29 protein-coding genes are annotated in these 22,519 nt (G+C 65.8%); 21 read left to right on the top strand and 8 right to left on the bottom strand.

Going from position 1 to position 22,519, the window contains the following annotated elements; translation table 11 throughout:
• The first annotated feature begins 103 nt into the window (after positions 1-103).
• Positions 104-832: an energy transducer TonB gene (locus AC07U1_RS05305; RefSeq protein ID WP_495177230.1), complete on the top strand. Its 729-nt coding sequence runs from the start codon at positions 104-106 to the stop codon at positions 830-832.
• A 216-nt stretch (positions 833-1,048) separates the two neighbouring features.
• Entirely contained in the window at positions 1,049-1,216 is a 168-nt protein-coding gene (gene rpmG / locus AC07U1_RS05310) for a 50S ribosomal protein L33 (RefSeq protein ID WP_056341677.1), read from the top strand.
• 143 nt (positions 1,217-1,359) lie between these two features.
• Here rpmG and AC07U1_RS05315 read toward each other — a convergent pair whose 3' ends face one another.
• Positions 1,360-1,845: an Lrp/AsnC family transcriptional regulator gene (locus tag AC07U1_RS05315; protein WP_495177229.1), complete on the bottom strand. Its 486-nt coding sequence runs from the start codon at positions 1,843-1,845 to the stop codon at positions 1,360-1,362.
• 135 nt (positions 1,846-1,980) lie between these two features.
• Here AC07U1_RS05315 and AC07U1_RS05320 point away from each other — a divergent pair, with 135 nt between their 5' ends.
• Positions 1,981-2,118, top strand: a complete 138-nt coding sequence (locus AC07U1_RS05320) for a hypothetical protein (protein WP_495177228.1) — start codon at positions 1,981-1,983, stop codon at positions 2,116-2,118.
• A gap of 38 nt (positions 2,119-2,156) precedes the next feature.
• On the opposite strand, the gene AC07U1_RS05325 is transcribed toward AC07U1_RS05320, so the two are convergent.
• Both AC07U1_RS05325 and AC07U1_RS05330 read right to left on the bottom strand, forming a co-directional pair.
• On the bottom strand, positions 2,157-2,498 hold the full coding sequence (locus AC07U1_RS05325) for a hypothetical protein (protein ID WP_495177227.1): 342 nt from the start codon (positions 2,496-2,498) through the stop codon (positions 2,157-2,159).
• A gap of 18 nt (positions 2,499-2,516) precedes the next feature.
• Positions 2,517-2,879, bottom strand: a complete 363-nt coding sequence (locus AC07U1_RS05330) for a response regulator (RefSeq protein WP_495177226.1) — start codon at positions 2,877-2,879, stop codon at positions 2,517-2,519.
• A gap of 89 nt (positions 2,880-2,968) precedes the next feature.
• Here AC07U1_RS05330 and AC07U1_RS05335 point away from each other — a divergent pair, with 89 nt between their 5' ends.
• Genes AC07U1_RS05335 through AC07U1_RS05350 form a run of 4 tightly spaced genes read left to right on the top strand, consistent with a single transcriptional unit; the run spans position 2,969 to position 5,514 of the window.
• Positions 2,969-3,241 (top strand): DUF3572 domain-containing protein, encoded by a 273-nt coding sequence (locus AC07U1_RS05335; protein ID WP_056341688.1) that lies wholly within the window; start codon positions 2,969-2,971, stop codon positions 3,239-3,241.
• The gene (locus AC07U1_RS05340; protein ID WP_495177225.1) at positions 3,238-3,879 is read left to right on the top strand and encodes an HAD family hydrolase; all 642 of its coding nucleotides are present in this window, start codon (positions 3,238-3,240) and stop codon (positions 3,877-3,879) included. The genes AC07U1_RS05335 and AC07U1_RS05340 overlap by 4 nt, the downstream gene beginning before the upstream one ends.
• A gap of 10 nt (positions 3,880-3,889) precedes the next feature.
• Entirely contained in the window at positions 3,890-4,354 is a 465-nt protein-coding gene (locus tag AC07U1_RS05345; RefSeq protein ID WP_495177224.1) for a RidA family protein, read from the top strand.
• An 8-nt stretch (positions 4,355-4,362) separates the two neighbouring features.
• Complete coding sequence (locus AC07U1_RS05350; RefSeq protein WP_495177223.1) at positions 4,363-5,514, top strand: GNAT family N-acetyltransferase; 1,152 nt, start codon at positions 4,363-4,365, stop codon at positions 5,512-5,514.
• A 12-nt stretch (positions 5,515-5,526) separates the two neighbouring features.
• Here the strand turns inward: AC07U1_RS05350 and AC07U1_RS05355 are convergent, their stop codons facing one another.
• Positions 5,527-5,841 (bottom strand): SEL1-like repeat protein, encoded by a 315-nt coding sequence (locus tag AC07U1_RS05355; protein ID WP_056341699.1) that lies wholly within the window; start codon positions 5,839-5,841, stop codon positions 5,527-5,529.
• A 140-nt stretch (positions 5,842-5,981) separates the two neighbouring features.
• The gene (gene panC / locus AC07U1_RS05360) at positions 5,982-6,821 is read right to left on the bottom strand and encodes a pantoate--beta-alanine ligase (RefSeq protein ID WP_495177222.1); all 840 of its coding nucleotides are present in this window, start codon (positions 6,819-6,821) and stop codon (positions 5,982-5,984) included.
• 83 nt (positions 6,822-6,904) lie between these two features.
• Between panC and AC07U1_RS05365 the strand changes: the two genes are divergently transcribed.
• The 8 genes from AC07U1_RS05365 (at position 6,905) to AC07U1_RS05400 (ending at position 14,198) form a co-directional block, all read left to right on the top strand.
• Entirely contained in the window at positions 6,905-7,714 is an 810-nt protein-coding gene (locus AC07U1_RS05365) for a division plane positioning ATPase MipZ (protein WP_495177221.1), read from the top strand.
• A 29-nt stretch (positions 7,715-7,743) separates the two neighbouring features.
• The gene (pgmG, locus tag AC07U1_RS05370) at positions 7,744-9,132 is read left to right on the top strand and encodes a phosphoglucomutase/phosphomannomutase PgmG (protein ID WP_495177220.1); all 1,389 of its coding nucleotides are present in this window, start codon (positions 7,744-7,746) and stop codon (positions 9,130-9,132) included.
• Between the two features lie 101 nt (positions 9,133-9,233).
• Positions 9,234-10,049, top strand: a complete 816-nt coding sequence (lptB, locus tag AC07U1_RS05375) for an LPS export ABC transporter ATP-binding protein (RefSeq protein WP_056341710.1) — start codon at positions 9,234-9,236, stop codon at positions 10,047-10,049.
• A 144-nt stretch (positions 10,050-10,193) separates the two neighbouring features.
• Complete coding sequence (gene rpoN, locus AC07U1_RS05380; protein ID WP_495177219.1) at positions 10,194-11,651, top strand: RNA polymerase factor sigma-54; 1,458 nt, start codon at positions 10,194-10,196, stop codon at positions 11,649-11,651.
• Positions 11,652-11,864: 213 nt separating this feature from the next.
• The gene (gene galE / locus AC07U1_RS05385; protein WP_495177218.1) at positions 11,865-12,881 is read left to right on the top strand and encodes a UDP-glucose 4-epimerase GalE; all 1,017 of its coding nucleotides are present in this window, start codon (positions 11,865-11,867) and stop codon (positions 12,879-12,881) included.
• A gap of 87 nt (positions 12,882-12,968) precedes the next feature.
• Positions 12,969-13,094 carry a type B 50S ribosomal protein L36 gene (ykgO, locus tag AC07U1_RS05390; protein ID WP_003046794.1) on the top strand — a complete coding sequence of 42 codons (126 nt, stop codon included), beginning with the start codon at positions 12,969-12,971 and terminating at the stop codon, positions 13,092-13,094.
• 97 nt (positions 13,095-13,191) lie between these two features.
• Positions 13,192-13,800 carry an HAD family hydrolase gene (locus tag AC07U1_RS05395; protein ID WP_495177217.1) on the top strand — a complete coding sequence of 203 codons (609 nt, stop codon included), beginning with the start codon at positions 13,192-13,194 and terminating at the stop codon, positions 13,798-13,800.
• Positions 13,797-14,198: a hypothetical protein gene (locus AC07U1_RS05400; RefSeq protein ID WP_495197661.1), complete on the top strand. Its 402-nt coding sequence runs from the start codon at positions 13,797-13,799 to the stop codon at positions 14,196-14,198. The genes AC07U1_RS05395 and AC07U1_RS05400 overlap by 4 nt, the downstream gene beginning before the upstream one ends.
• 7 nt (positions 14,199-14,205) lie before the next feature.
• Here AC07U1_RS05400 and AC07U1_RS05405 read toward each other — a convergent pair whose 3' ends face one another.
• On the bottom strand, positions 14,206-16,359 hold the full coding sequence (locus AC07U1_RS05405; protein WP_495177483.1) for a S9 family peptidase: 2,154 nt from the start codon (positions 16,357-16,359) through the stop codon (positions 14,206-14,208).
• Between the two features lie 82 nt (positions 16,360-16,441).
• On the opposite strand from AC07U1_RS05405, the gene AC07U1_RS05410 reads away from it, so the two are divergent.
• From AC07U1_RS05410 to AC07U1_RS05435, 6 genes are all read left to right on the top strand, one after another.
• Positions 16,442-18,268, top strand: a complete 1,827-nt coding sequence (locus tag AC07U1_RS05410; protein ID WP_495177215.1) for an aminopeptidase P family protein — start codon at positions 16,442-16,444, stop codon at positions 18,266-18,268.
• Positions 18,269-18,270: 2 nt separating this feature from the next.
• Positions 18,271-18,726, top strand: coding sequence for an acyl-CoA thioesterase (locus tag AC07U1_RS05415; protein ID WP_495177214.1), 456 nt, complete (start codon positions 18,271-18,273; stop codon positions 18,724-18,726).
• 281 nt (positions 18,727-19,007) lie between these two features.
• Positions 19,008-19,508, top strand: coding sequence for a hypothetical protein (locus AC07U1_RS05420; RefSeq protein WP_495197662.1), 501 nt, complete (start codon positions 19,008-19,010; stop codon positions 19,506-19,508).
• Positions 19,509-19,540: 32 nt separating this feature from the next.
• Positions 19,541-20,488 (top strand): bifunctional diaminohydroxyphosphoribosylaminopyrimidine deaminase/5-amino-6-(5-phosphoribosylamino)uracil reductase RibD, encoded by a 948-nt coding sequence (gene ribD, locus AC07U1_RS05425; protein WP_495177482.1) that lies wholly within the window; start codon positions 19,541-19,543, stop codon positions 20,486-20,488.
• 5 nt (positions 20,489-20,493) lie between these two features.
• Positions 20,494-21,120, top strand: coding sequence for a riboflavin synthase (locus AC07U1_RS05430; protein WP_495177212.1), 627 nt, complete (start codon positions 20,494-20,496; stop codon positions 21,118-21,120).
• Between the two features lie 62 nt (positions 21,121-21,182).
• The gene (locus AC07U1_RS05435; protein WP_495177211.1) at positions 21,183-21,473 is read left to right on the top strand and encodes a hypothetical protein; all 291 of its coding nucleotides are present in this window, start codon (positions 21,183-21,185) and stop codon (positions 21,471-21,473) included.
• Here the strand turns inward: AC07U1_RS05435 and AC07U1_RS05440 are convergent.
• Entirely contained in the window at positions 21,470-21,940 is a 471-nt protein-coding gene (locus AC07U1_RS05440; protein WP_495177210.1) for an MmcB family DNA repair protein, read from the bottom strand. The genes AC07U1_RS05435 and AC07U1_RS05440 overlap by 4 nt on opposite strands.
• 11 nt (positions 21,941-21,951) lie before the next feature.
• Entirely contained in the window at positions 21,952-22,515 is a 564-nt protein-coding gene (gene ssb / locus AC07U1_RS05445) for a single-stranded DNA-binding protein (protein ID WP_056341740.1), read from the bottom strand.
• Between the last annotated feature and the right edge of the window lie 4 nt (positions 22,516-22,519).

A 22,519-nucleotide genomic window follows, 5' to 3' on the forward strand; every position in this document is an offset into this window, starting at 1 on the left:
CGCTTGACAATCACAGGTATGTTATAATATCACATTATTGCGACCAGGCCGGATAGAAGCACAAGCGCGGCGGCCCCGGGTCGGTTCGGCAAGGAGAGAGGCCATGACCCTGATACCGTTGATATCCGCCACCCTGTCGCCGCGCTCGGCGACGGCCGCATCCGCCGGTGGCTCGCTGCTGCAGCGCGGCAGTTATAATCCCGGCGCCCGCCATCGTCCATTCGCCGCGGTCTTCGCGGTCGGGCTGCCGATCGCGCTGCTCGTCGCCGTCGCGCTGACCCCGATGATTTCGGTGATCACCGAAAAACCCGGGCCCACCACCGTCATCTCGATCCCGATCGAAAAGCCGCTCCCGCCGCCGCCGGCACCCGATCCGGCGCCGCAGCAGAGGCAGCAGCAAACGCCGATCACCACGGCGCCCACGACGCTGCCGCCGATCGCGCAGACTCCGATCTTTGTGCCGGAACAGATTTACGTGCCGCCGGCGGGAACGGGAACGGGACCTTCGATCCCCTATGATCCGCCCGTGCCGCCCATGCCCAAGCTGGTCCTCGCGCAGCTCGACCAGCGCCACCTCGCCAATTTCCAGCCCGATTATCCGGCGCGCGAACAGCGCGAAGGGATCGAGGGTGTTGCCAAAGTGCGGGTGCTGATCGGCAGCGACGGCAAGGTGAAGCAGGTCGAGCTGGTCAGCACCGACAGCCCCGGCTTTTTCGATGCGACGAAGCGCCGTGCGCTCGCCAAATGGCGCTTCAAGCCCGCGACGCGCGGCGGCGTGGCCGAGGAAAGCTGGAAGGAGATGACGGTGCGTTTCGAGATCCGCAACGCCTGACGTCTCTCCCGGGCGGGCGGCGGCCGGCCTCCTGACACTGGCCGTCGCTCGTTCGTTTCGCTTGACACAAGCGCCGAATCCCGTCAGAGGCGCGCGCTTATCGGGGGCGGCGTGCTTGCGCGCTGCCCTGTCGTTTTTCACACATCAGTCGGGGTCTTCGCCCCGCGCGCCGCGACCGCCCGCCGGTTTCTGCGTCACTATTCGAGGAACAGGGCCATGGCCAAGCCGACGACCGTCAAGATCAAGCTCGTGAGCACCGCCGACACCGGCTTCTTCTATGTCACCAAGAAGAACCCGCGCACGATGACCGACAAGATGGCGCAGCGCAAATATGATCCCGTCGTGCGCAAGCATGTCGAGTTCAAGGAAGCCAAGATCAAGTGATGCATCGACCCGTTCGGCAACGCTGAACGGAATGATGTGTCTCCCGGTGAAAGCCGGGATCCGGAGGGCGGCCTTTGCGCCGCCCTTTTTCGTGCGCGGGTGAAGGGCGGCTTGTCCGCTCCTGCCCGAAAGCGACCTACGCCTCACCCCTCGCGCAAAGGGCGCCGTGCGATGTCGTTTTCGATGATGTTGCGGATCGCGATCATCGTCGTGAACGAATGCACCCCCTTGTCCTCGCCGAGCGCGCGGCGGGTGAAGCGGTCATAATCCTCCATCGTGCCGACCTGAACCTTGAGCAGGAAGTCGTCGCCGCCGGTCACGTCCCACGCGCCGGTGATTTCGGGGTGGTGGACGATCTCGCGCGCGAAATTGTCCATCGTTTGCGGCCCCGCCTGCTGCATCTGCACCAGCACATGCATCGTCAGCGCCGAACCGGTCAGCGCCGGATCGACCACCGCGATATCGGCGACGATCACCTTTTCCTCGCGCAGTCGCCGCAGGCGGCGCAACACCGCCGACAGCGACAGCCCGACCTTGTCGGCGAGAATCCGGGCGGGCTGGAGATTATCCTCGCGCACCAGCGCGAGCAGGCGGCGGTCGAAACGGTCGAGATCGGGTATTTTTCGCATGATTCCCATTATAATGCGAAAATTGGTCGTTCATATGATCAATTTCGGCGCCAATTGGCACCGCCCCGGGATTAGAAGAATCGCGTCCGGGCCGCTCTCCCCCTCCCTTGCAGGCCCGGGCACAGGAGATATCCCATGGCTAACCACACCACCGAATCGAACTGGATCAACCGGTTTTTCGCCGCCGTGATCGACACCTCGGCGACCGCCGTGGCGGTTCATTATGCCGCGCCGTGGAATCGGCCGCAGGGCAAGCCCGCCGATCGCAACTAGTCGTCCGTTCATGGCGAGCCTGGCCGTGGCCGGGCTCGCTACTCCATCGGCAGGATCGGATTGCGACGGCGTCGCTTGAATCGGACCACTGCCACATAGCCTGCGGCGATCATCGGCATCGCCCAGTAAAGCGCGAATAGCCCCCACGCATAGGCGCCGCCGGCTTCCAGCAACCGTTCGCTATGTCCCATTTTTGTGAGCAGGCAGCCGCGTCGGCGACACTCGAAGCCGAAGGCCTCGGGCCAGCCGAGCTTGGCGGAGAGCCAGGTCTCGAGCGCTACAAAGGCGAGGATGAACGCAAGTGTCGCTCCCATAATCGTCCAGAAGCGTAGTGGCCCCAGCGCCGCGTAAGCATCTTTCAGATCAGAAAATTTGCTCACGCCCCAAACCCCGTCGCGTCAGGCAAAAACCCCGACGCTCTCGATGAACTTGATCACCGAAATCGGCTTCGATACATAGGCTTCGGCCCCCGCAGCGCGGATCTGGTCCTCGTCGCCTTTGCCCGCATAGGCGGTCACCGCCATGATCGGCACCGCGCGCAGCGTCAGGTCGGCCTTCATCTGGCCGATCAGCTCCAGCCCGCTGACATGCGGCAACTGGATGTCCATGATGATCAGGTCGGGCGACACTTCGCGCGCCTTCGCCAGCGCGTCGCGGCCGTCGCGCACCGGATGGGCGCTATAGCCATGGGCGTTGAGCAGGTCGCAGAACAGGCGCAGGTTGAGTTCATTATCCTCGACGACCAATATGGTCTTGCCCATGATATTTCACGTCCCCACCTTGCGTTCGGCGCCGGTTTAGGCGAATCGGCGCGGCGATACAATTGCCTCCCGCGAAAGGGAAAACCGACTTGCACGATGCCGACGAAGCGCTGGCGCTGAGCGCGCTGGGCTGGATCCTGACCGACGAACCGCGCGCCGAACGGCTGCTCGCGCTCACCGGCCTGGCGCCCGACGACTTGCGCGAATCGCTCGGCGAACGATCGACGCTCGCGGCGATCCTGTCGTTCCTGACCGCGCATGAGGCCGACCTTGTCGCCTGCGCGGTGGGGCTCGACCGGAAACCCGAAGACATCGCCGCCGCCGCCCATCGCCTGTCCGGCGACGAAAGGATCGAGATATGAACCGCCCGCTCGTCATCACCGATTGCGACGAGGTGCTGATGCACATGGTCGTCCCCTTCGCGCAGTGGGTCGACCAGGAACATGGCGTGCTGTTCCGCATCGAGGACGCGAGCTTCGCGGGGGCGCTCAAGCGCAAGGAATGCGGCACGCCGCTCGAGGCCGCCGAGGTGTGGCCCTTGCTCGACGGTTTCTTCACCACCGAAATGACGCGCCAATATCCGATTCCCGGCGCGCTCGCCGCGATGGCGGAGATCGCCAGGCACGCCGATATCGTGGTGCTCACCAATGTCGGCCCCGAACATCAGCAGCGCCGTATCGACCAGCTCGCGCTCCATGATTTCCATGCCCCCGTCATCGGCAGCCGCGGCGGCAAGGGCGAACCGGTGCGCCGGCTGATCGAGGAATATCAACCCTCGGTCGCGGTGTTCATCGACGACCTTGGCGGGCATCACACGTCGGTGGCGCAGGAAGCGCCCGAGGTCTGGCGCCTCCACCTTGTCGGCGAACCCGCGATCGCCGACAAGATCGCGCCCGCGCGGCACGCCCATGCCCGCATCGACAACTGGACCGAGGCGCAAGACTGGATATTGGCGCGCCTCGCCGAAAACACTCCCGCCCCCGCCCCGCTCGCCGTATAAGGACAACGTCATGGATATCGCCGCCAAGCTCGCCGATCTCGGCCTCGAACTGCCCAAGGCCGCCGCGCCGGTCGCTGCCTATGTGCCCGTCGTCGAACAAGGCGGCATGCTCTATGTCAGCGGCCAGCTTCCGTTCAACGACGGCAAGGTCGTCACCGGCCGCCTCGGCGCCGATGTCGATGTGGCGGGCGGCTATGACGCCGCGCGGCGCTGCGCGCTGATGCTGCTCGCGCAGATCGGCAATGCCTTGGGCGGCGACTGGTCGCGCATCGAGAAAGTCGTGAAGCTCGGCGTGTTCGTCAACTCCACCCCCGATTTCACCGACCAGGCCAAGGTCGCGAACGGCGCGTCCGAACTGTTCGAGACGCTGTTCGGCGATGCCGGGCGTCACGCCCGCGCGGCGGTCGGCGTCGCGGTGCTGCCGCTGGGTGCCGCGGTCGAGGCCGACGCGATCGTCGCGGTGCGGCCGGCCTAAGGGCTGGCATGGCCGAAGCCGACCCGCCCGCGCACACCATCTCGCTCGGCACCGGCGTCGCGGCGATCGAGGCCGCGGCGTGGGATGCGCTCCACGACGGCGGCAACCCCTTCGTCGGCCATGCCTTTCTGTCGCTGCTCGAACGATCGGGCAGCGTCGGGCCGGGCACCGGCTGGCAGGTGGCGCCGTTGCTCGTCGAGGATGAGGCGGGGACGCTGCTCGCCGCGGCGCCCGCCTATCTCAAGACCCACAGCCAGGGCGAATATGTCTTCGACCATGCGTGGGCCGATGCCTGGGCACGCGCCGGCGGCGATTATTATCCCAAGTTGCAGATCGCGGCGCCCTTCACCCCGGTGCCGGGGCCGCGCCTGTTGTCGCAGAATCGCGACGACGCGCTGCTGCTGATTCGCGCCGCCGAGGCGGTGGTGCGCCAGAACGGCCTGTCGTCGGCGCACGCCACCTTCGTCGCGCCCGACCAGATGCGGTTGTTCGAGGAGGCCGGCTGGCTCGTCCGCCGCGACATCCAGTTCCATTTCGCCAATGCGGGTTATGCCGGCTTCGACGATTTCCTTGGCACGCTGACCTCGGCGAAACGCAAGCAACTGCGCAAGGAGCGCGCGCGGGCGGTCGAGGGTCTGCGGATCGAGGAGTTCACCGGCGCCGCGATCCGCCATGAGCATTGGGACGCGATGTGGCTTTTCTATCAGGATACCGGCGCGCGCAAATGGGGCCAGCCCTATCTGACGCGCGAAGCGTTCGACCTGATGGGGGCGCAGATGGCGGACGATATCATTCTCGTCCTTGCCTATGACGCGAACGACCGGCCGCTGGCCGGCGCGATGCATTTCATCGGCGCCGACACGCTCTACGGGCGTTACTGGGGCTGCCTCGTCGACATCCCCTATCTGCATTTCGAACTATGCTATTACCGCGCGATCGATATCGCGATCGAACGCGGCCTGGGGCGGGTCGAGGCGGGTGCGCAGGGCGGGCACAAGCTCGCGCGGGGCTATGGCCCGGTCGCGACCTGGTCGGCGCATTATATCGCCGATCCGGGGTTCCGGCGCGCGGTCGCCGACTATCTGGAAACGGAACGCCGCGCCGAGGAAGCCGAAATGGACTGGCTCGAGGGGCATATGCCCTTTCGGCGGAAGAACTAGGCGGCGAAAGGACTAGGCCGCAAACCGCCGCGCGGCCGGGCGGCGTGCGGTTTCGTCGAGCCAGGCGCGTGCCTGGCGCTGGGCTTCGGCGATTTCGTCGCGGCTCATTTCGTCGGACAGGTCGGCGCGGCATTGCTGGCCTTCCTTGTTGCCGCCGAGCGCCGCGAGGTTGAACCATTTATGCGCCTGGATCAGGTCGACATCGACCCCGCCGCTGCCGGTCGAAAAGGCGATCCCGAGATCGAAATAGGCATTGGCGTCGCCGCGGGCGGCATCGAGCAAGCGGCTTTCGATCAGATATTGCGCAGACTTCAGACTGTTGGCCATGATAACCCCCTGTCGCTTCCCCCCACAGGAAGCTTCGGGTCCCAACCTTGCGGATCATGGTCAACAAAGCGTTAACGACGATCGGACTTTTTCGGGGATAAGGTCCGAAACCAACCGGAATCGGCCATTTCCGGCGTTAATCAGCCGACGGGATAATTGTCGATCAGCCGCGTCTTGCCGATTCGCGCCGCCGCCAGAAGTCGCGCGGGGGTGCGGAAAACCGGCAATCTTTCAAGGCTGTCGGCGTCGGCGAGCGCGACATAGTCGACGCTGTCGAACCCGCCCGCGACGATCGCCGCTTCGGCCGCGGCGAGCGCCGCGCCGACATCGCCGCCGCCGGCGATCGCCGCCGCCGCGGCTTTCAGCGCGTCGGGAAACGCCGTCGCCGCCGTGCGCTGTTCGGGCGAGAGATAGGCGTTGCGCGACGACAGCGCGAGCCCGTCGCGATCGCGCGCGATCGGCGCGCCCAATATGTCGAGCTTGAAATCGAGATCGCGCGCCATGCGGCGGATGATCGCGAGCTGCTGCCAGTCCTTTTCGCCGAAGATCGCGACGTCGGCGCGCACTTGGTTGAACAATTTGGCGACGACGGTCGCAACCCCGTCGAAATGCCCGGGCCGCGCCGCGCCGCAATAGTCGCCGCCCAGTGCGGCGACCTCGATATGGGTGCTGTGCCCGGCGGGATACATGACCGCGACGTCGGGCGCCCACAGCAGCGCGACGCCTTCGTCGGCGAGCAGCGCGGCGTCGCGGGCCTCGTCGCGCGGGTAAGCGGCGAAATCCTCGTTCGGGCCGAACTGGGTCGGGTTGACGAAGATCGACACTACGACATGGTCGGCGACGCGTTTTCCCATCCGCACCAGCGACAGATGGCCGTCATGCAGCGCGCCCATGGTAGGGACCAGCGCGACGCTTTTTCCGTCCCGTTTCAGGGCGTCGACCGCGCGGTGCAAGGTGGCGATGTCACGGATGATTTGCACGGCTGCCTCGCCTCCGATAATGGCGGCTGAGACGCCACCCCATGCGGCCCCCATGCGCCGCCGACAGGAAATTCGCAACGCCCATGACGACCCCCGCGCCGCACCGCATCATCTTTGCCAATGAAAAGGGCGGGACGGGCAAATCGACCTGCGCCGTGCATTTCGCGGTGGCGCTGGCGAGCCAGGGCTGGCGCGTCGCGGGGCTCGACCTCGACCCGCGCCAGCGCACCTTCCATCGCTATCTGGAGAATCGCCGCGCGACCGAAAAGCGCCGCGACATCGCGCTGCCGACCCCCAATTTCGAAGTGTTCGAAGGATCGACGATCGGGGAACTCGACGCGCAAGTCGCGCGGCTCAGCGAAGGCGCCGATTATTTTGTCGCCGACACGCCCGGCCGTGACGATATCTTCGCGCGCCACCTCGCGACCAGCGCCGACACCCTTGTCACCCCGATCAACGACAGCTTCATCGATTTCGACCTGATCGGGCAGGTCGATCCCGAAAGCTTTCAGGTCACCCGGCCGAGCTTCTATTCGGAGCTGATCTGGGACACCCGCAAGGCGCGCGCCAAGAGCGACGGGCGGACCATCGACTGGATCATCTTGCGCAACCGCCTCCAGCATGTCGACGCGCATAATATGCGCCGCGTCGGCGAGGCGCTGACCCAATTGTCGCGCCGCGTCGGCTTTCGCGTCATCCCGGGCCTTGGCGAGCGCGTCATCTACCGCGAACTTTTCCCCGCCGGCCTCACCCTGCTCGACAAGGCGCATCTAGGCGGCATGGGGATCGGCCATGTCGTCGCGCGGCAGGAGCTGCGCGAAGCGATGGCAGGGCTTAACCTGCCGGCGCGCGAGCGGCTGCATCCCGACGGCGACCTGTTCGCCGCCGCCTGACCTCCTTCTCCCCCGAAAGCGAGCGACCCATGACCCAGACGCATGTTTTTCACCCGACGATGCTGCGCGAATATGACATCCGCGGGGTCGTCGGCGACACGCTGTCGGCCGCCGACGCCTATGCTATCGGGCGCAGCTTCGCGACGTTGATCCGGCGCGCGGGCGGCAGGTCGGTCGCGGTCGGTTATGACGGCCGCCTGTCGTCGCCAATGCTCGCCGAGGCGCTGATCGAAGGGATCAACGCCGCCGGGATCGATGCGCTGAATGTCGGGCTCGGCCCGACGCCGATGCTCTATTATGCCGCGTCAACCGAAGAGGTGGACGGCGGCATACAGATAACCGGCAGCCACAACCCCCCCGACTATAACGGCTTCAAGATGGTGTTTCAGGGTCGCCCCTTCTACGGCGCCGACATCGCGGGCATCGGGACGATGGCGGCCACGGGCGACTGGGACAGCGGCGAGGGATCGTCGCAGAGCATCGATATCGTCGACGCCTATGTCGATCGGCTGGTCGAGGGCTTCGCCGGCGCCGCCTACCGCATCGGCTGGGACGCCGGTAACGGCGCCGCCGGCACGGTCATCGAGAAATTGACGGCGCGGCTTCCCGGCGAGCATTTCCTGCTGTTTACCGACATCGACGGCCATTTCCCGAACCACCATCCCGATCCCACTGAGGAAAAGAATCTGGCGGACTTGCGCAAGCTCGTCGCCGAGAGGAATCTCGATTTCGGCGTCGCTTTCGATGGAGATGGCGATCGGATCGGCGCGATCGACGGGCAGGGCCGGGTGATCTGGGGCGACCAGCTGCTGCAAATCTATGCCGCGGCGGTGCTCCGGGATATTCCGGGCGCCACGGTGATCGCCGATGTGAAGGCCAGCCAGGCCTTGTTCGACCGCGTCGCCGAATTGGGCGGTCAGCCGATGATGTGGAAAACCGGCCACAGCCTGATCAAGGCGAAGATGAAGGAAACCGGCAGTCCGCTCGCGGGTGAGATGAGCGGCCATATCTTCTTCGCCGACCGCTATTATGGCTATGACGACGCGCCTTACGCGGCGATCCGCCTGATCGAGGCCGCGACCAAGCTCGGGCAGAGCGTCACCGAATTGCGTGGGCTCATGGCGCCGATGGTCAACACGCCGGAGTTGCGCTTCCAGGTCGATGAGGTGCGCAAGTTCGCCATTGTGGATGAGGTTCTCGCCCGCCTCGCGGCGTCGGGGGCCGAGGTAGACCGCACCGACGGCGCGCGCGTGCTCACCGACGACGGTTGGTGGCTGCTCCGGGCGTCGAACACGCAGGACGTGCTCGTCGCGCGCGCCGAGGCGAAGGACGAGGCGGCGCTCGACCGGCTGATGGCCGCGATCGACGAACAACTCGCGTTGTCGGGCGTCGTGCGCGGACCGCAGGCCGCGCACTGATAGCCCCTGCAAATAGTCCCTGCAAAAATCTTGCCAGATTGACCTTTACGGCGCTCCTCGGGTAGTGCGGTGCCAATCTTTGGACGGACAGCGACGACGATATGACCGACGACTCCACCCTCGCGACCCCGCCGGCCAGCGGCGATCACGGCGTTTCCGAACACACCGCGCATGTCCAGGAAGAGGCAGCGGCGGGCAACGGACTCGCGGTCGTCTCGATCGCCAAAAGCTATGACAAGCGCGTCGTGCTCTCCGACGTCTCGCTCTCGGTCGGCAAGGGCGAGGTCGTCGGTCTGCTCGGGCCGAACGGCGCCGGCAAGACGACCTGCTTCTATTCGATCATGGGGCTGGTGAAGCCCGACGCGGGGCGCATCATGCTCGACGGCGCCGACATCACCGCGCTGCCGATGTACCGCCGCGCGATCCTCGGTCTCGGCTATCTTCCGCAGGAAACCTCGATCTTTCGCGGCATGACGGTCGAACAGAATATCAGTGCGGTGCTTGAGCTCAGCGAGCCCGACCGCGTGTCGCGCGAACGCCGGCTCGAGGAATTGCTCGACGAATTCGGCCTGACCCGGCTGCGCAGCGCCGCCGCGATGGCGCTGTCGGGCGGCGAACGCCGCCGCGCCGAAATCGCGCGGGCGCTGGCCGCGAACCCGTCGATCATGCTGCTCGACGAACCGTTCGCGGGCATCGATCCGCTGTCGATTTCGGACATTCGCGACCTTGTCGCCGACCTCAAGACGCGCGGCATCGGGGTGCTGATCACGGACCACAACGTCCGCGAAACGCTCGACCTCGTCGATCGCGCCTGCATCATCTACGACGGCAAGGTGCTGCTCGCCGGGTCGCCCGCCGAACTCGTCGCCGACCCCGAGGTGCGCCGCCTCTACCTCGGCGAGGGTTTCTCCCTGTGAGGGAATGGGGCCGTGTCGGTGTCGAATAAGCCTGTTCTGGTTTCCGTTTGTGTCGAGCGAAGTCGAGACACGCCGAGTTCGTGCATGGCCTCACGTGTCTCGACTTCGCTCGACACAAACGGGATAGAAGGCCGCTAATTCCCAGTGGCGCTCGGTCCGCGCCTCGATCTCCGCCAGTCGCAATCGCTGGTGATGACGCCGCAGCTGCAGCAGGCGATCAAGCTGCTGGCGTTGTCGAACCTCGAACTCGACGCCTATCTGGCTGAAGCGCTTGAGGGCAATCCTTTGCTCGACACCGCCTCGCCCGACAGCGATGGCGCAGGGGACGAAGCGCCCGAGGGCGACGCGACGCCTGCCGAGGCCGCGACGCTCGACGCCGATCAGGCGCTCGCGTCCGACAGCGGCGCGACCGACGATCTCGACGTCGATCTGGGCGCGGAAAGTTTCCACCACGACAGCGCGAGCGACAGCGTCGGCCTGTCGGGCGACAGCGAAGGCATCGATTTCGACAGTTTCGCCGGGGAGGCCGACAGCCTTTACGAGCATCTGCTCGCGCAGGTCGGCGAGCGCTTCTCGGGGCTGGAGGCGCTGATCGCCGAACAGCTTGTCGCGATGATCGACGAGGCGGGTTACCTTCGCGCCGACCTCGCCGACCTCGCGCAGCGGCTCGGCGTCCCGCTCGCGCTCGTCGAAACCGTGCTCGCGGGGGTGCAGTGCTTCGATCCTTCGGGCGTCGGCGGCCGCGACCTGGCCGAATGCATCGCGATCCAGGCGCGTGAGGCCGATCGTTACGACCCCGCGATGGCGACGATGATCGCGCATCTCGATCTGGTCGCCAAGGGCTCCTTCCCGCAGCTCAAGCGGATCTGCGGCGTCGACGACGAAGATCTCGCCGACATGATCCGCGAGCTGCGCGGTTATGATCCCAAGCCCGGACTGCGCTTCGGCGCCAGCGTGTCGCAGACCGTCGTGCCCGACATCTACGTCCGTCACACCGGCAAGGGCTGGGCGGTCGAGATCAACGGCGGCACCTTGCCGCGCCTGCTCGTCAACCGCCGCTATTACACCGAACTCGCCACCGGCGCTGCGGCGAAGAGCAAGGCGTGGCTGTCCGAGCAGCTCGCGGGCGCCAACTGGCTCGTCCGCGCGCTCGACCAGCGCCAGCGCACGATCGTCAAGGTCGCGAGCGCGATCGTCAAGCAGCAGGAAGGCTTTTTCCTCCACGGCGTCGCGCATATGCGCCCGCTGACCCTGCGCCAGGTCGCCGAGGAAATCGGCATGCACGAATCGACCGTCAGCCGAGTGACCAGCAACAAATATCTGAGCTGCGCGCGCGGGCTGTTCGAACTCAAATATTTCTTTTCGAGCGGCATTTCGGCGACCGAGGGCGATGGCGCGGTGTCGTCCGAATCGATCAAGAGCCGGATCAAGGCGATGATCGAGGGCGAGGACGGCAAGGCGATTCTGTCCGACGAGACGATCGCGCAGAAGCTGTCGGCCGAGGGCCACGACATCGCGCGGCGCACCGTGGTGAAATATCGCGAGGCGATGGGTTATGGCTCGTCGGTGCAGAGGCGGCGGCAAAAGGCTTTGGCGGGGTAGGCCCAGTCGTCCGCGAACCCGGCTTAAACTCCATTCGTGTCGGGCGAAAACTCCATTCGTGTCGGGCGAAGTCGAGACACCTATCGGCAGCGCAAGCCTTCGTGTATCCTGACTTCGCTCGATACGAACGGAAAACGGGCTGCTTTCAGGGCGTCGCTAACCAATTCCTAACCACGCCGCGGCTAGCTTTCCGGCCAAAGGAGCCGAAATCCTGTGACCTCGCAGCCGCATCCCTTCACCGTCCTCGTGACCGGCGGCGCCGGCTATATCGGCAGCCACGCGGTGCTCGCGCTGCTCGACGCCGGCTGGTCCGTTGCGGTGCTCGACAATCTGGTCACCGGCTTCCGCTGGGCGGTGCCGAAGGGCGCGGCCTTTTACGAAGGCGATATCGCCGACGCGGCGCTCGTTACGCGGATCGTCGCCGAACAGGATGTCGGCGCGATCATGCATTTCGCGGGGTCGGTCGTGGTTCCCGAATCGGTGACCAACCCGCTCAAATATTATGACAACAACAGCGCGCGCAGCCGGTCGCTGATCGACACCGCGGTCCACGCCGGGGTGCGCCATTTCATCTTCTCCTCGACCGCCGCGACTTACGGGATCCCCGATATGATCCCGGTGCGCGAAGACGCGCCGCAGCGGCCGATCAACCCCTATGGCATGTCGAAACTGATGACCGAGGCGATGCTCGCCGATGTCGCCTTCGCGCACGACTTCAACTATGCTGCGCTGCGCTACTTCAACGTCGCGGGTGCCGATCCCAAGGCGCGCAGCGGCCAGTCGACCGCCGGCGCGACGCACCTGATCAAGGTCGCGGTCGAGGCCGCACTCGGCCGCCGCCCTCACGTGGACGTTTTCGGCACCGACTTCGACACCCCCGACGGCACCGGGGTACGCGACTATATCCATGTCAGCGACCTCGCCGCCGCGCATCTGCTCGCGCTCGATGCGCTGATCGCCGATCCCAAGGCCAGCCACCAATTGAACTGCGGCTATGGCCGCGGCTTCTCGGTGCTCGAAGTGCTCGATGCGGTCGACAAGGCGACGAATCGCAAGATCGACCGCCGCATGGGCGATCGCCGCGCCGGCGATCCCGATGCGTTGATCGCCGACAATGGTGCGATTCGTGGCCTCCTCGGATGGGAACCGCAGCACGCCGAGCTCGACACGATCGTCGCCCACGCGCTCGCGTGGGAACGCGCGCTGGAAGAACGGCGCTTCGCGGCCTGATTTCCGCGCCAAGGGCGGTTGACTTTTATCGCCCATCCCCATAGTTGCGCCGCTTCGCGTACAACGCCAGACCATCGGAATAGAGCCATGAAGATTCGCAATAGCCTGAAGTCGCTGAAGGACCGCCACCGGGACAACCGCGTGATCCGCCGTCGCGGCCGGACCTATGTGATCAACAAGACCAACCGCCGCTTCAAGGCGCGCCAGGGCTGATGCCCCTGCGCGGGGCTGAACCGCCCCGTTTGCTTTTGCTGAACCGCGTAACGCCGTCGGACCCTTCCGGCGGCGCTTTCGCGTGTCTGGCGTTCGCATGATCGATCGCTGCGTTATCTTCGACGTCGGCAAGGTCCTGTTCGACTGGGATTTGCGGCATCTGTTCGGCAAGTTGATTGCCGACGAGCAGGAACTCGAATATTTCGTCGGCAACATCATCACGCCGGGGTGGCATTTCCAGCACGACGCCGGCCGCCCTGCCGCCGAGATGGTCGCCGAGCGAAAGCTTGAATATCCCGATCACGCCGCGTTGATCGATGCCTATGGCACGCGCTTCAACGAGACGATCCCCGGCCCGGTCACCGGCAGCCTCGAGCTGGTCGAGCGGCTCGACGCGGCGGGGGTGCCGCTGTTCGCGATCACCAATTTCGGGCATGATTTCTGGGAGGGTTTCCGCCCGACCCAGCCGGTGTTCGACCGCTTTCGCGATATCATCGTCTCGGGCACCGAGAAGCTGATGAAGCCCGACCCTGCGATCTACCGCCTCGCGATCGGGCGATTCGGCATCGATCCGGTGGGGGGGCTGTTCATCGACGATGTTGCCGCCAATGTTGAGGCGGCCGAATCGGTGGGCATCGCGGGGCACCAGTTCGTGGACGCGGAGACGCTGGAGCGCGAGTTGGTGGCACGGGCTTATCTGGATTGACCGTGCGCCGCCTGATTGCATGGATCATATTGCCCCTGGTGCTGGTGGCCTTTTTCTTTGTCGCGACGTGCTTTCTAACAATCGGCGCAGCCATCGAGCGCGGTGATCTGGCGGATGCCTCGCTCTGTGACGATGGGCGTATCGCAATATTCGAACACAGGGGCGCGCTGCCTCAGCATATCATCGACGAAACCCTGGTCGCCGAACTCCGGCAGCCCGCGATGTTCCAGCAACGCGCGCTGCAGCGAAACTGGAAGCTCATCCGGCTTTGGTACGGGTTGAAATGGCGTTACACGCCGAACGAGCGCCGCCGGATGTTCGATGAGATGCGACCCGGAATGCGGCTTTGTCCCGGAACGCGAGAACGGCTATTGCGGCGCGGTATCGCGCTTCCCTGACCGCCGCCTACTTCTCCACCCCCAGCTGGGTCAGCACGAAGGCGAATTCCTCGGCATCCTCGCGCAGGGCGCCCCAGCGGCCCGACTTGCCGGCGTGGCCCGCGCCTATGTTGGTGCGCAGCAGCAAAGTCGCGTCGTTGGTACGCGTCGCGCGCAGCTTGGCGACCCATTTGGCGGGCTCCCAATAGGTCACGCGCGGGTCGTTGAGCCCCGCCGACACCAGCATCGGCGGATAGGATTTGGCGGTGACATTGTCATAGGGGCTGTAGCTCAGCATATAGTCGAACGCCGCCTTGTCGGTGATCGGATTGCCCCATTCGGGCCATTCGCCGGGGGTCAGCGGCAGCGTTTCGTCGACCATCGTGTTGATGACGTCGACAAAGGGCACCCCCGCGAGCACCGCGCCCCAAAGCTCAGGGGACTCATTGTAAATCACGCCCATCACCTGCCCGCCCGCCGAACGGCCCTCGACGGAAATCTTGCCGGCGCTGGTGTATTTCTTGGCGATCAGCCCCTTCGCGACGTCGATGAAATCGTTGAAGGTGTTTTTGCGGCGGTCGGTCTTGCCCTCCAGATACCATTCACGCCCCAGATCGTCGCCGCCGCGGACATGCGCGATCGCATAGACTATGCCGCGATCGACGAGGCTGAGGCGCGTCGTCGAAAAGCCCGGCGGGACGCGATAGCCGTAGCTGCCATAGGCGTAGAGATGCATCGGCGCGCTGCCGTCGAGCTTCGTCCCCTTTTTGTAGACGAGCGAGGCGGGGATCATCGTCTTGCCGTCGCGGCTCGGCAGGTTAACCCGTTCGGTTACATATTGCGTCGCGTCGTAACCTGAGGGAATTTCCTGGACCTTCAGCGTTTCGAGCTTTCCGCTCGCGAGGTCGTAATCATAGACGGTGTCGGGGGTGACCATCGATTCATAGTCGAGCCGGAGCTTGTCCTGATGATATTCGGGATTGTCGCCAAGCCCCGCCACATAAGTAGCGGCGGGGAACTGGATCCGGCCCGGGGTCAGCGGCGCGTCATATTGGCGGACATCGACCTGGTCGAGCCCGTCCTCGCGCGCCTCGAGCACGAAATAATCGCGGAACACCGAGAAACCGGTGATGTAGCTGTGATCCGACCCGGGGATCAAAGTCTTCCACTCGCCGGGCGTTTTCACGCTGGCGGTGGCGACGCGGAAGTTGGGATGCTCGTCATTGGTGTGGATGTAGAGGGTGCCGTCGCGTTCATCGACGCTGTACTCGCGGCCCTTTTTCCGCGCCGACACCAGCTGCATCGGCGCCTCGGGATTGTCGGCCGGGAGCAGATAGACCTCGCTGGTTTCGTTATCACCCGTCGCGATGACGATATAATTGTCGGCGGCGGTCTTGCCGATGCCGACCCCGAAACCGATGTCGGCCTCCTTGTAGAGCAATTTATCGTCCGCGATCGGCGTGCCGAGCTTGTGCAGTCGGACATTGTCGGTGCGCCAATTCTCGTTGGCGAGGCCATAGAGGATCGCGTCATTGCCCGAGGTCCAGACCAGCGACGACAGGGTGCCGGGGATGACGTCGGGCAACATCTCACCGGTTTCGAGGTTGCGGATGCGCACCTCGAAGCGTTCGGAGCCATTGTCGTCGAATGAATAGGCCATCAGCTTGCCGTTGGGGCTGATCGACAGTTCGGCGAGGCGGAAATAATCCTTGTCCTTCGCCATCGCGACCTCGTCGAGGATCAGCGCGGCCTCGCCGGCGCCTGACGCGGGCTTGCGGTACCATTTCTTATACTCGGCGCCCTCCTCATATTCGACCCAATAGGTCCAGTCGCCGTCCTTTTGCGGCACCGAGGAATCGGCCTCCTTGATCCGGCCCTTCATCTCCTGGAACAAAGTCTCGACCAGCGCCGCATGCGGCTTCATCGCCGCGTCGAAATACGCATTTTCGGCTTTGACATAATCGAGCACATCCTTGTCATCGACGACCGGATAGCTGTCATCCTTCAGCCAGTGGTACGGATCGGACAGCGTCTTGCCGTGCAGCGTCATCTCGTGCGGCCGCTTGTCCGCGACGGGGGCGGCGGACAGGGCAGGGGTGTGGTCGGTCAATGCTGTCTCTTTCTCTTCGGCGAAAGCGCCCGGGGCCGCGACAAGCGGGGTGGCAATTGCCGCCATAAACATCCAAATAGCGCGCATCAGGAAACTCCGCGGTGCCGCCCCCGATGGGCCGGATCGACCGCGATGTAGGAACAAGGAAGCCGCCATGTCCAGCCCCGTCCATGCAGAGCGACTCGCCCGCGTCCGCGCCGAACTTGCCGCGCGGGGTCTCGACGGCTTTGTCGTGCCGATCAGCGACGAGCATATGAGCGAATATGTCGGCGCCTATGCGCAGCGCATGGCCTGGCTCACCGGCTTCGGCGGCTCGGCCGGGACCGCGGCGGTGCTGCCCGCCAGGGCCGCGGTGTTCATCGACGGCCGCTACACCGTGCAGGTGCGCGATCAGGTCGACGGCGCCTTGTTCGACTATGTCGGCGTGCCGGCGTCGAGCGTCGCCGAATGGCTCGGCGCCCATGTCAGCGCGGGGCAGAAGATCGCTTATGATCCGTGGCTCCACGGCATCGACTGGGCCAATGCGACGGCGAAGGCGCTGGCCGCCAAGGGCGCCGAACTGGTCGCGGTCGCGTCGAACCCGATCGATGCGGTGTGGGACGACCAGCCGGCGCCGAGCGATGCCGTCGTCGCGGTGCACGACGTCAAGCTCGCGGGGCAGAGCGCGATCGACAAGCGCGCCGGCATCGCCGACTGGCTGAAGGACAAGGGCCTCGACACCAGCGTGATGACCGCGCTCGATTCGATCGCCTGGACCTTCAATATCCGTGGGTCGGACGTCAGCCACACCCCGGTCGGCCTCGCCTTCGCGCTGCTTCATGCCGACGCGACCGCCGACCTGTTCATCGCGCCCGAAAAGATCACCGACGCGGTGCGCGCGCATCTCGGCAACAGCGTGCGCATCCACGACCGCGACGCGTTCGAGGCGGCGCTTGCGGCGCTCAAGGACAGGAAGGTCGCGGTCGACCCCGGCAGCGCGGTCGCGGCGATCTTCACCGCGCTCGAAAAGGCGGGGGCAAAGATCGCGCGCCACCGCGACCCCGCGGTGCTGCCCAAGGCGATCAAGAATGATGTCGAATTGAACGGCACCCGCGCCGCGCATGTCCGCGACGGCGTCGCGGTCGCGCGTTTCCTGCAATGGATGGAGGATGTCGCGCCGCAGGGCGGCCTCGACGAACTCGGCGCTGCGGCGAAGCTGCGCGACTTCCGCGAGGCCGGCGGGGGGCTGGTCGACCTGAGCTTCGACACCATCTCGGCCGCAGGACCCAATGGCGCGCTGCCGCACTACAAGGTCGACGAAACCACCAATCGCCGAATCGAGACCGGCACGCTCTATCTCGTCGATTCGGGCGGCCAATATGCCGACGGCACCACCGACATCACGCGCACGATCGCGATCGGCCCGCCGACCGCCGAAATGCGCCGTCGCTTCACCCAGGTGCTCAAGGGGCATATCGCGCTCGCCATGGCGCGTTTCCCGACGGGCACGCGCGGCAGCCAGCTCGACATCCTCGCGCGCCAATATCTGTGGGCCGACGGGGTCGATTATGCGCATGGCACCGGGCACGGCGTCGGCACCTATCTCGCGGTCCACGAAGGGCCGCAGCGCATTGCCAAGCCCGCAGGCGGGCAGGCGGGCACCGAGGAGCCCTTGCACGCCGGCATGATCCTCTCGAACGAACCCGGCTATTACAAGGCCGGGCATTTCGGCATCCGCATCGAAAATCTGGTCATCGTGACGCCGCAGCGCATCGACGGCGCCGAAGAGGATATGCTCGGGTTCGAGACGATCACCTTTGCACCGATCGCGCAGAGCCTCGTCGAGACCGCGCTGCTGTCGCCCGCCGAGGCCGACTGGCTCGACGCCTATCATGCCGAGGTGTTCGAAAAGCTCGCGCCGGGGATGGACGATGGCGACCGGGCCTGGCTCGAAGCGGCGTGCGCGCCGCTCGACCGCGCGCCCGCCGCGCTTGCCGCCTGACCATGGCCATCGAACAGGTTCCGCTCGTCGATTTCCGCGTCCACGAAACGGTTCGCGTGCGCTTCAATGAAATCGACGGGCAGAATATCGTCTTCAACGCCCATTATCTCGTCTACGCCGACATCGGGGTGACCGAATATTTCCGCGCCATCGGCGAAGGACAGCCGGGCCCCTATTTCCACCAATATGGCACCGACATCCGCGAGGTGCATTGCGAGATCGATTATCACGCGCCGGCGCGACTCGACGAGCTGATCACCATCGCGGCGCGAATCAGCCGATTCGGGCGCGATAATTTCACGCTGCACTGCGGTGTCTTTCGCGGAGAGGAGCGGCTGACCGATATCGAGATCAGCTATGCGCATATCGATCTCGACAGCGGCGGCGCCACCGCGCTGCCGGGCAGCTTTATCGCCGAAGTCCGCCGGTTCGAGAAACGGACACCGGTACAGGCCTGATTGGTTCGTTAGCGTTATCAACGACGCAAATGCGTGGCCGTGACGGCTGCGGGCGCAAACCAAAAAAAAGGGCCACCCGAAGGTGGCCCGTAAAAGTTTTGGGAGAGGATGCCTAAAAGGCATGCTCATATTGCAGCGCACAAAAAATGTTGCAACTGCGAAATGCACATCCGCTATTGCATTTTTTGCAATCGTGACACCGGTGGGCGCCGGACGGGCTGAAAAACCGCCGCAATCGCTATCCTCTCGCAAAATGCGCGCACCTATCCTAAATTGGCGCGATGAGAGTGATGATGAACAATTGGGACGTGCGCGGCGGCGTCTCCGACTTCTGGCACTATATCCGCGCCCCGCGTCCGCACCGCTGGGCCTTCTGGACCGCGACGATCGCGGTGACGCTGGCTGTCTTTTACGGCATCGCCACCAATATCGTCCGCACCGAAGAACCCAAGGCGCAGATCATCTATTTCGAAAACTGGACCGCGGGACGCAGCACGGACGAAGTCAATGCCGGCTGGATCGAACGCGCCAAGGAAGTGAACCGCGCCAACGCCATACGCCGCGCCGAATATCAGAAGCTCGCCGACCGGATGGGGGTCGATTATGATTCGAGCGAGGCCGACAAGGAAACGCGCGAAACGCTGGGCGCCGAAGCCGACACCGTCGTGAAGGCGCCCGAACCGCCCAAACATTCGACCCTCGCCGAACGCGCAGCGCGCGGGCCGAAGGCGGTGCCGGCTGCACCGGTCCCCCCCGCAACCTCCGCTCCGACCGCCCGCTAGGCATGCGCCGCCCGCCCGCCGATGCCGACTGGATGGCGGCGGCGATCGCGCTGTCGCTGCGCGGGCGCCCCGCCTCGGCGCCCAATCCCAACGTCGGCTGTATCCTGATCAACGACGGCCGCGTCGTCGGGCGCGGCTGGACCCAGGCGGGTGGCCGCCCGCATGCCGAGGCGATCGCGCTGGCCGCTGCGGGCGCCGCGGCGCGCGGCGCCACCGCCTATGTCAGCCTTGAACCCTGCGCCCATGCCAGCCCGCGCGGGCCCTGCTGCGCCGATGCGCTGATCGCCGCCGGGGTGGCGCGGGTTGTGATCGCGGCGCAGGACCCCGATTCGCGCACCAATGGCAAGGGTATCGCGCGGTTGCAGGCGGCCGGGATCGCGGTCGTCTTCGATGTGATGGCGACCGAGGCGCGCCTTGCCATGGCGCCGTGGTGGACGTGGCAGGCGCAGGACCGGCCGTTCGTCACCCTCAAGCTCGCGACCTCGCTCGACGGCTGCATCGCGCGCGCCGACGGATCGAGCCGCTGGATCACCGGTGCGCGCGCCCGCGCCCACGGCCATCTCGAACGCGCGCGGCACGCGGGCATTCTCGTCGGGCGCGGCACCTTCGATGCCGATTCGCCCAAACTCGACGTCCGGTTGCCGGGTCTCGAAGATCGCAGTCCGCAGCGTTTTCTGCTCACGCATGGTGCCGCGCCCGCCGGCTGGATCGCGGTCGCTTCGCCCGAATCGGTCGCGGGGGTCGATTCGCTGCTCGTCGAGGGCGGCGCGGGCGCCGCTTCGGCCTTCCTCGCCGCCGACCGCGTCGACCGGCTGCTGCTCTATCGCGCCCCGATCCTGATCGGCGGCGGCAAAGCGGCGCTTGGCGACATCGGCCTCACCGATCTCGCCGATGCGCATAGCCGCTGGCGCCTCGTGGACAGCCGCCTGCTTGGCAGCGACCGGCTCGACGTCTACGAGCGGGTCAGAGAAGGACCCTAGACCTTATGTTCACCGGCATCATCACCGACATCGGCACCGTCCGCGCGCGCGAGGATCGCGGCGACGCGCGGCTGATCATCGGCACCGTCTATGACATCGACAGCATCGCCCTCGGCGCCTCGATCGCCTGTTCGGGGGCGTGCCTGACCGTCGTCGATAAAGGCGTCGACGGCGACAGCAACGGCCCCGGCGGCTGGTTCGCGATCGACGCGAGCGCCGAAACCATCGCCTGCACCGCGCCGGGCATGTGGGAGCCGGGCCGCCGCCTCAACCTCGAACGCGCGTTGAAGGTCGGCGACGAACTCGGCGGCCATATCGTAACCGGCCATGTCGACGCCGTCGGGCAGATCGTCTCGGTCACCCCGGTCGGCGACAGCTGGGGCCTCGTCATCTCGGCCCCCGCCAGCCTCGCGCCGCATATCGCCGCCAAGGGTTCGATCACCGTCGAGGGCGTGTCGCTGACCGTCAACGACGTCACCGACCAGCCCGACGGCAGCGCCCATTTCACCCTCAACATCATCCCGCACACCCGCGCGATGACGACGCTCGACGAGGCCGCGGCCGGGCGCCCGGTGAACCTCGAGATCGATATCCTCGCGCGCTATCTGGCGCGGATGCAGGCGCGCGGATGAGCGGCGGCGAGTCGTCCCGGCCGCTGACACGCGTTCGCCAGGGGATTTGGGGCGGCGTCGCATTGGCTGCCCTTCTTCATCTGCTCAATCAGGGCTTCGACGTCTTTTCCCTCGCGCTCATCGCGACCCTCGTCGCCTTCGGCTTTGCGGTCCAATATGTCGAAACACGCACGGTGCGCCCGCGCCGAAACTATCTGCGCGCTGCGCTGGTGTCGGCGGCGCTCGCCCTCGTCCTCGTCGCCATGCCATTGTCGATCGGATCGGGGCTCGTCGTCGGTCTGATGCTGTGGGGCGGCTTTTCGGCCGCCGGCCTCGTCTGGGCCGTCTATTACGAACGCAGCGAGCCGCTCTAGCGCTCGCTCCACCCCGCCGCGAGTTCGGGGTCACTGGCGATCATCGACCGCCGCATCGCCAGCCGTCCGATGCGCAGCAGTTCGGCCTTGCGCCGCGCGGGGGCGAGGTCGCAGCTGGCCGCCTCGCGCACCACCGCCGCGCCATAGCGGTCGGCGACGATCAGCCCCGACGTCTCGGGGCGATAATCGGGGGTGTCGAGGATCGCGGGGTCGAGCCCCGCCGCGAGCGCCCAGTAAAAGCGGTCGCACCAGTCGCAATAATCGGGCCATTTGCCGTCGCCATGCAGGTCGGCGCGGCTGACCTTGATCTCGACGATGGTGATCCGGCCCCTGGCGTCGATCGCGGTCAGGTCGGTGCGCCGCCCGTTGGGCAGCGGCACTTCGGGGATCGCGACGAGTCCTTGCTGCGCGAACAACCGGCATACGCCGCGCGCGACATCGGCGGCGATCAGCAGGTCACTCGCCATGGGTCAGGCGCTCAGAAGGGGACGTCGTCGTCCAGGTCGTCGTCGAACGGCGGGCGTCCGCCGCCACCGCCGCCCGAACCGCCGCCAAAGCCGCCGCCGCCGGAACTACCGCCCGACGAACCGCCGCCGCCCTGGTTCCAGCCGCCACCCGAGCTTCCACCCGAATCGCCGCCCCAGTCGCCGCCGCCGCGCGAGGCTCCGCCACCGCCACCGCCGCCACCGGGCGCGCCGTCGAGCATCGTCAGCGCGCCGCCGATGCCGGCGATCACGACTTCGGTCGTATATTTGTCGTTACCGTCGCGGTCCTGCCATTTGCGGGTGCGCAAGGACCCTTCGATATAAACCTTCGAACCCTTTTTCAGGTAGCGCTCGACCACCCCGACCAGCCCCTCGCCGTTGATCACGACATTGTGCCATTCGGTGCGCTCCTTGCGCTCACCGGTCATCCGGTCCTTCCAGTTTTCCGACGTCGCGATGCGGATATTGGCGATCTTGCCGCCGTTCTGGAACGACTTGATTTCGGGATCGGCACCCAGATTGCCGATCAGAATAACCTTGTTGACGCTGCCAGCCATTGCC

The organism is Sphingopyxis sp. GW821-FHT02C12 (genome assembly GCF_059421785.1).

What these genes read in the sequence shown, in the direction of transcription:
- AC07U1_RS05355 (WP_056341699.1), bottom strand. Translation starts at nt 5,841, where the DNA reads ATGGCCAACAGTCTGAAGTCTGCGCAATATCTGATCGAAAGCCGCTTG.
- AC07U1_RS05410 (WP_495177215.1), top strand. Translation starts at nt 16,442, where the DNA reads ATGTCCAGCCCCGTCCATGCAGAGCGACTCGCCCGCGTCCGCGCCGAA.
- AC07U1_RS05350 (WP_495177223.1), top strand. Translation starts at nt 4,363, where the DNA reads ATGGCCGAAGCCGACCCGCCCGCGCACACCATCTCGCTCGGCACCGGC.
- ssb (WP_056341740.1), bottom strand. Translation starts at nt 22,515, where the DNA reads ATGGCTGGCAGCGTCAACAAGGTTATTCTGATCGGCAATCTGGGTGCC.
- rpmG (WP_056341677.1), top strand. Translation starts at nt 1,049, where the DNA reads ATGGCCAAGCCGACGACCGTCAAGATCAAGCTCGTGAGCACCGCCGAC.
- AC07U1_RS05395 (WP_495177217.1), top strand. Translation starts at nt 13,192, where the DNA reads ATGATCGATCGCTGCGTTATCTTCGACGTCGGCAAGGTCCTGTTCGAC.
- AC07U1_RS05340 (WP_495177225.1), top strand. Translation starts at nt 3,238, where the DNA reads ATGAACCGCCCGCTCGTCATCACCGATTGCGACGAGGTGCTGATGCAC.
- ribD (WP_495177482.1), top strand. Translation starts at nt 19,541, where the DNA reads ATGGCGGCGGCGATCGCGCTGTCGCTGCGCGGGCGCCCCGCCTCGGCG.
- AC07U1_RS05315 (WP_495177229.1), bottom strand. Translation starts at nt 1,845, where the DNA reads ATGCGAAAAATACCCGATCTCGACCGTTTCGACCGCCGCCTGCTCGCG.
- AC07U1_RS05330 (WP_495177226.1), bottom strand. Translation starts at nt 2,879, where the DNA reads ATGGGCAAGACCATATTGGTCGTCGAGGATAATGAACTCAACCTGCGC.
- AC07U1_RS05365 (WP_495177221.1), top strand. Translation starts at nt 6,905, where the DNA reads ATGACGACCCCCGCGCCGCACCGCATCATCTTTGCCAATGAAAAGGGC.
- lptB (WP_056341710.1), top strand. Translation starts at nt 9,234, where the DNA reads ATGACCGACGACTCCACCCTCGCGACCCCGCCGGCCAGCGGCGATCAC.
- AC07U1_RS05345 (WP_495177224.1), top strand. Translation starts at nt 3,890, where the DNA reads ATGGATATCGCCGCCAAGCTCGCCGATCTCGGCCTCGAACTGCCCAAG.
- AC07U1_RS05305 (WP_495177230.1), top strand. Translation starts at nt 104, where the DNA reads ATGACCCTGATACCGTTGATATCCGCCACCCTGTCGCCGCGCTCGGCG.
- AC07U1_RS05440 (WP_495177210.1), bottom strand. Translation starts at nt 21,940, where the DNA reads ATGGCGAGTGACCTGCTGATCGCCGCCGATGTCGCGCGCGGCGTATGC.
- AC07U1_RS05415 (WP_495177214.1), top strand. Translation starts at nt 18,271, where the DNA reads ATGGCCATCGAACAGGTTCCGCTCGTCGATTTCCGCGTCCACGAAACG.
- AC07U1_RS05420 (WP_495197662.1), top strand. Translation starts at nt 19,008, where the DNA reads ATGAGAGTGATGATGAACAATTGGGACGTGCGCGGCGGCGTCTCCGAC.
- AC07U1_RS05405 (WP_495177483.1), bottom strand. Translation starts at nt 16,359, where the DNA reads ATGTTTATGGCGGCAATTGCCACCCCGCTTGTCGCGGCCCCGGGCGCT.
- AC07U1_RS05430 (WP_495177212.1), top strand. Translation starts at nt 20,494, where the DNA reads ATGTTCACCGGCATCATCACCGACATCGGCACCGTCCGCGCGCGCGAG.
- AC07U1_RS05320 (WP_495177228.1), top strand. Translation starts at nt 1,981, where the DNA reads ATGGCTAACCACACCACCGAATCGAACTGGATCAACCGGTTTTTCGCC.
- pgmG (WP_495177220.1), top strand. Translation starts at nt 7,744, where the DNA reads ATGACCCAGACGCATGTTTTTCACCCGACGATGCTGCGCGAATATGAC.
- ykgO (WP_003046794.1), top strand. Translation starts at nt 12,969, where the DNA reads ATGAAGATTCGCAATAGCCTGAAGTCGCTGAAGGACCGCCACCGGGAC.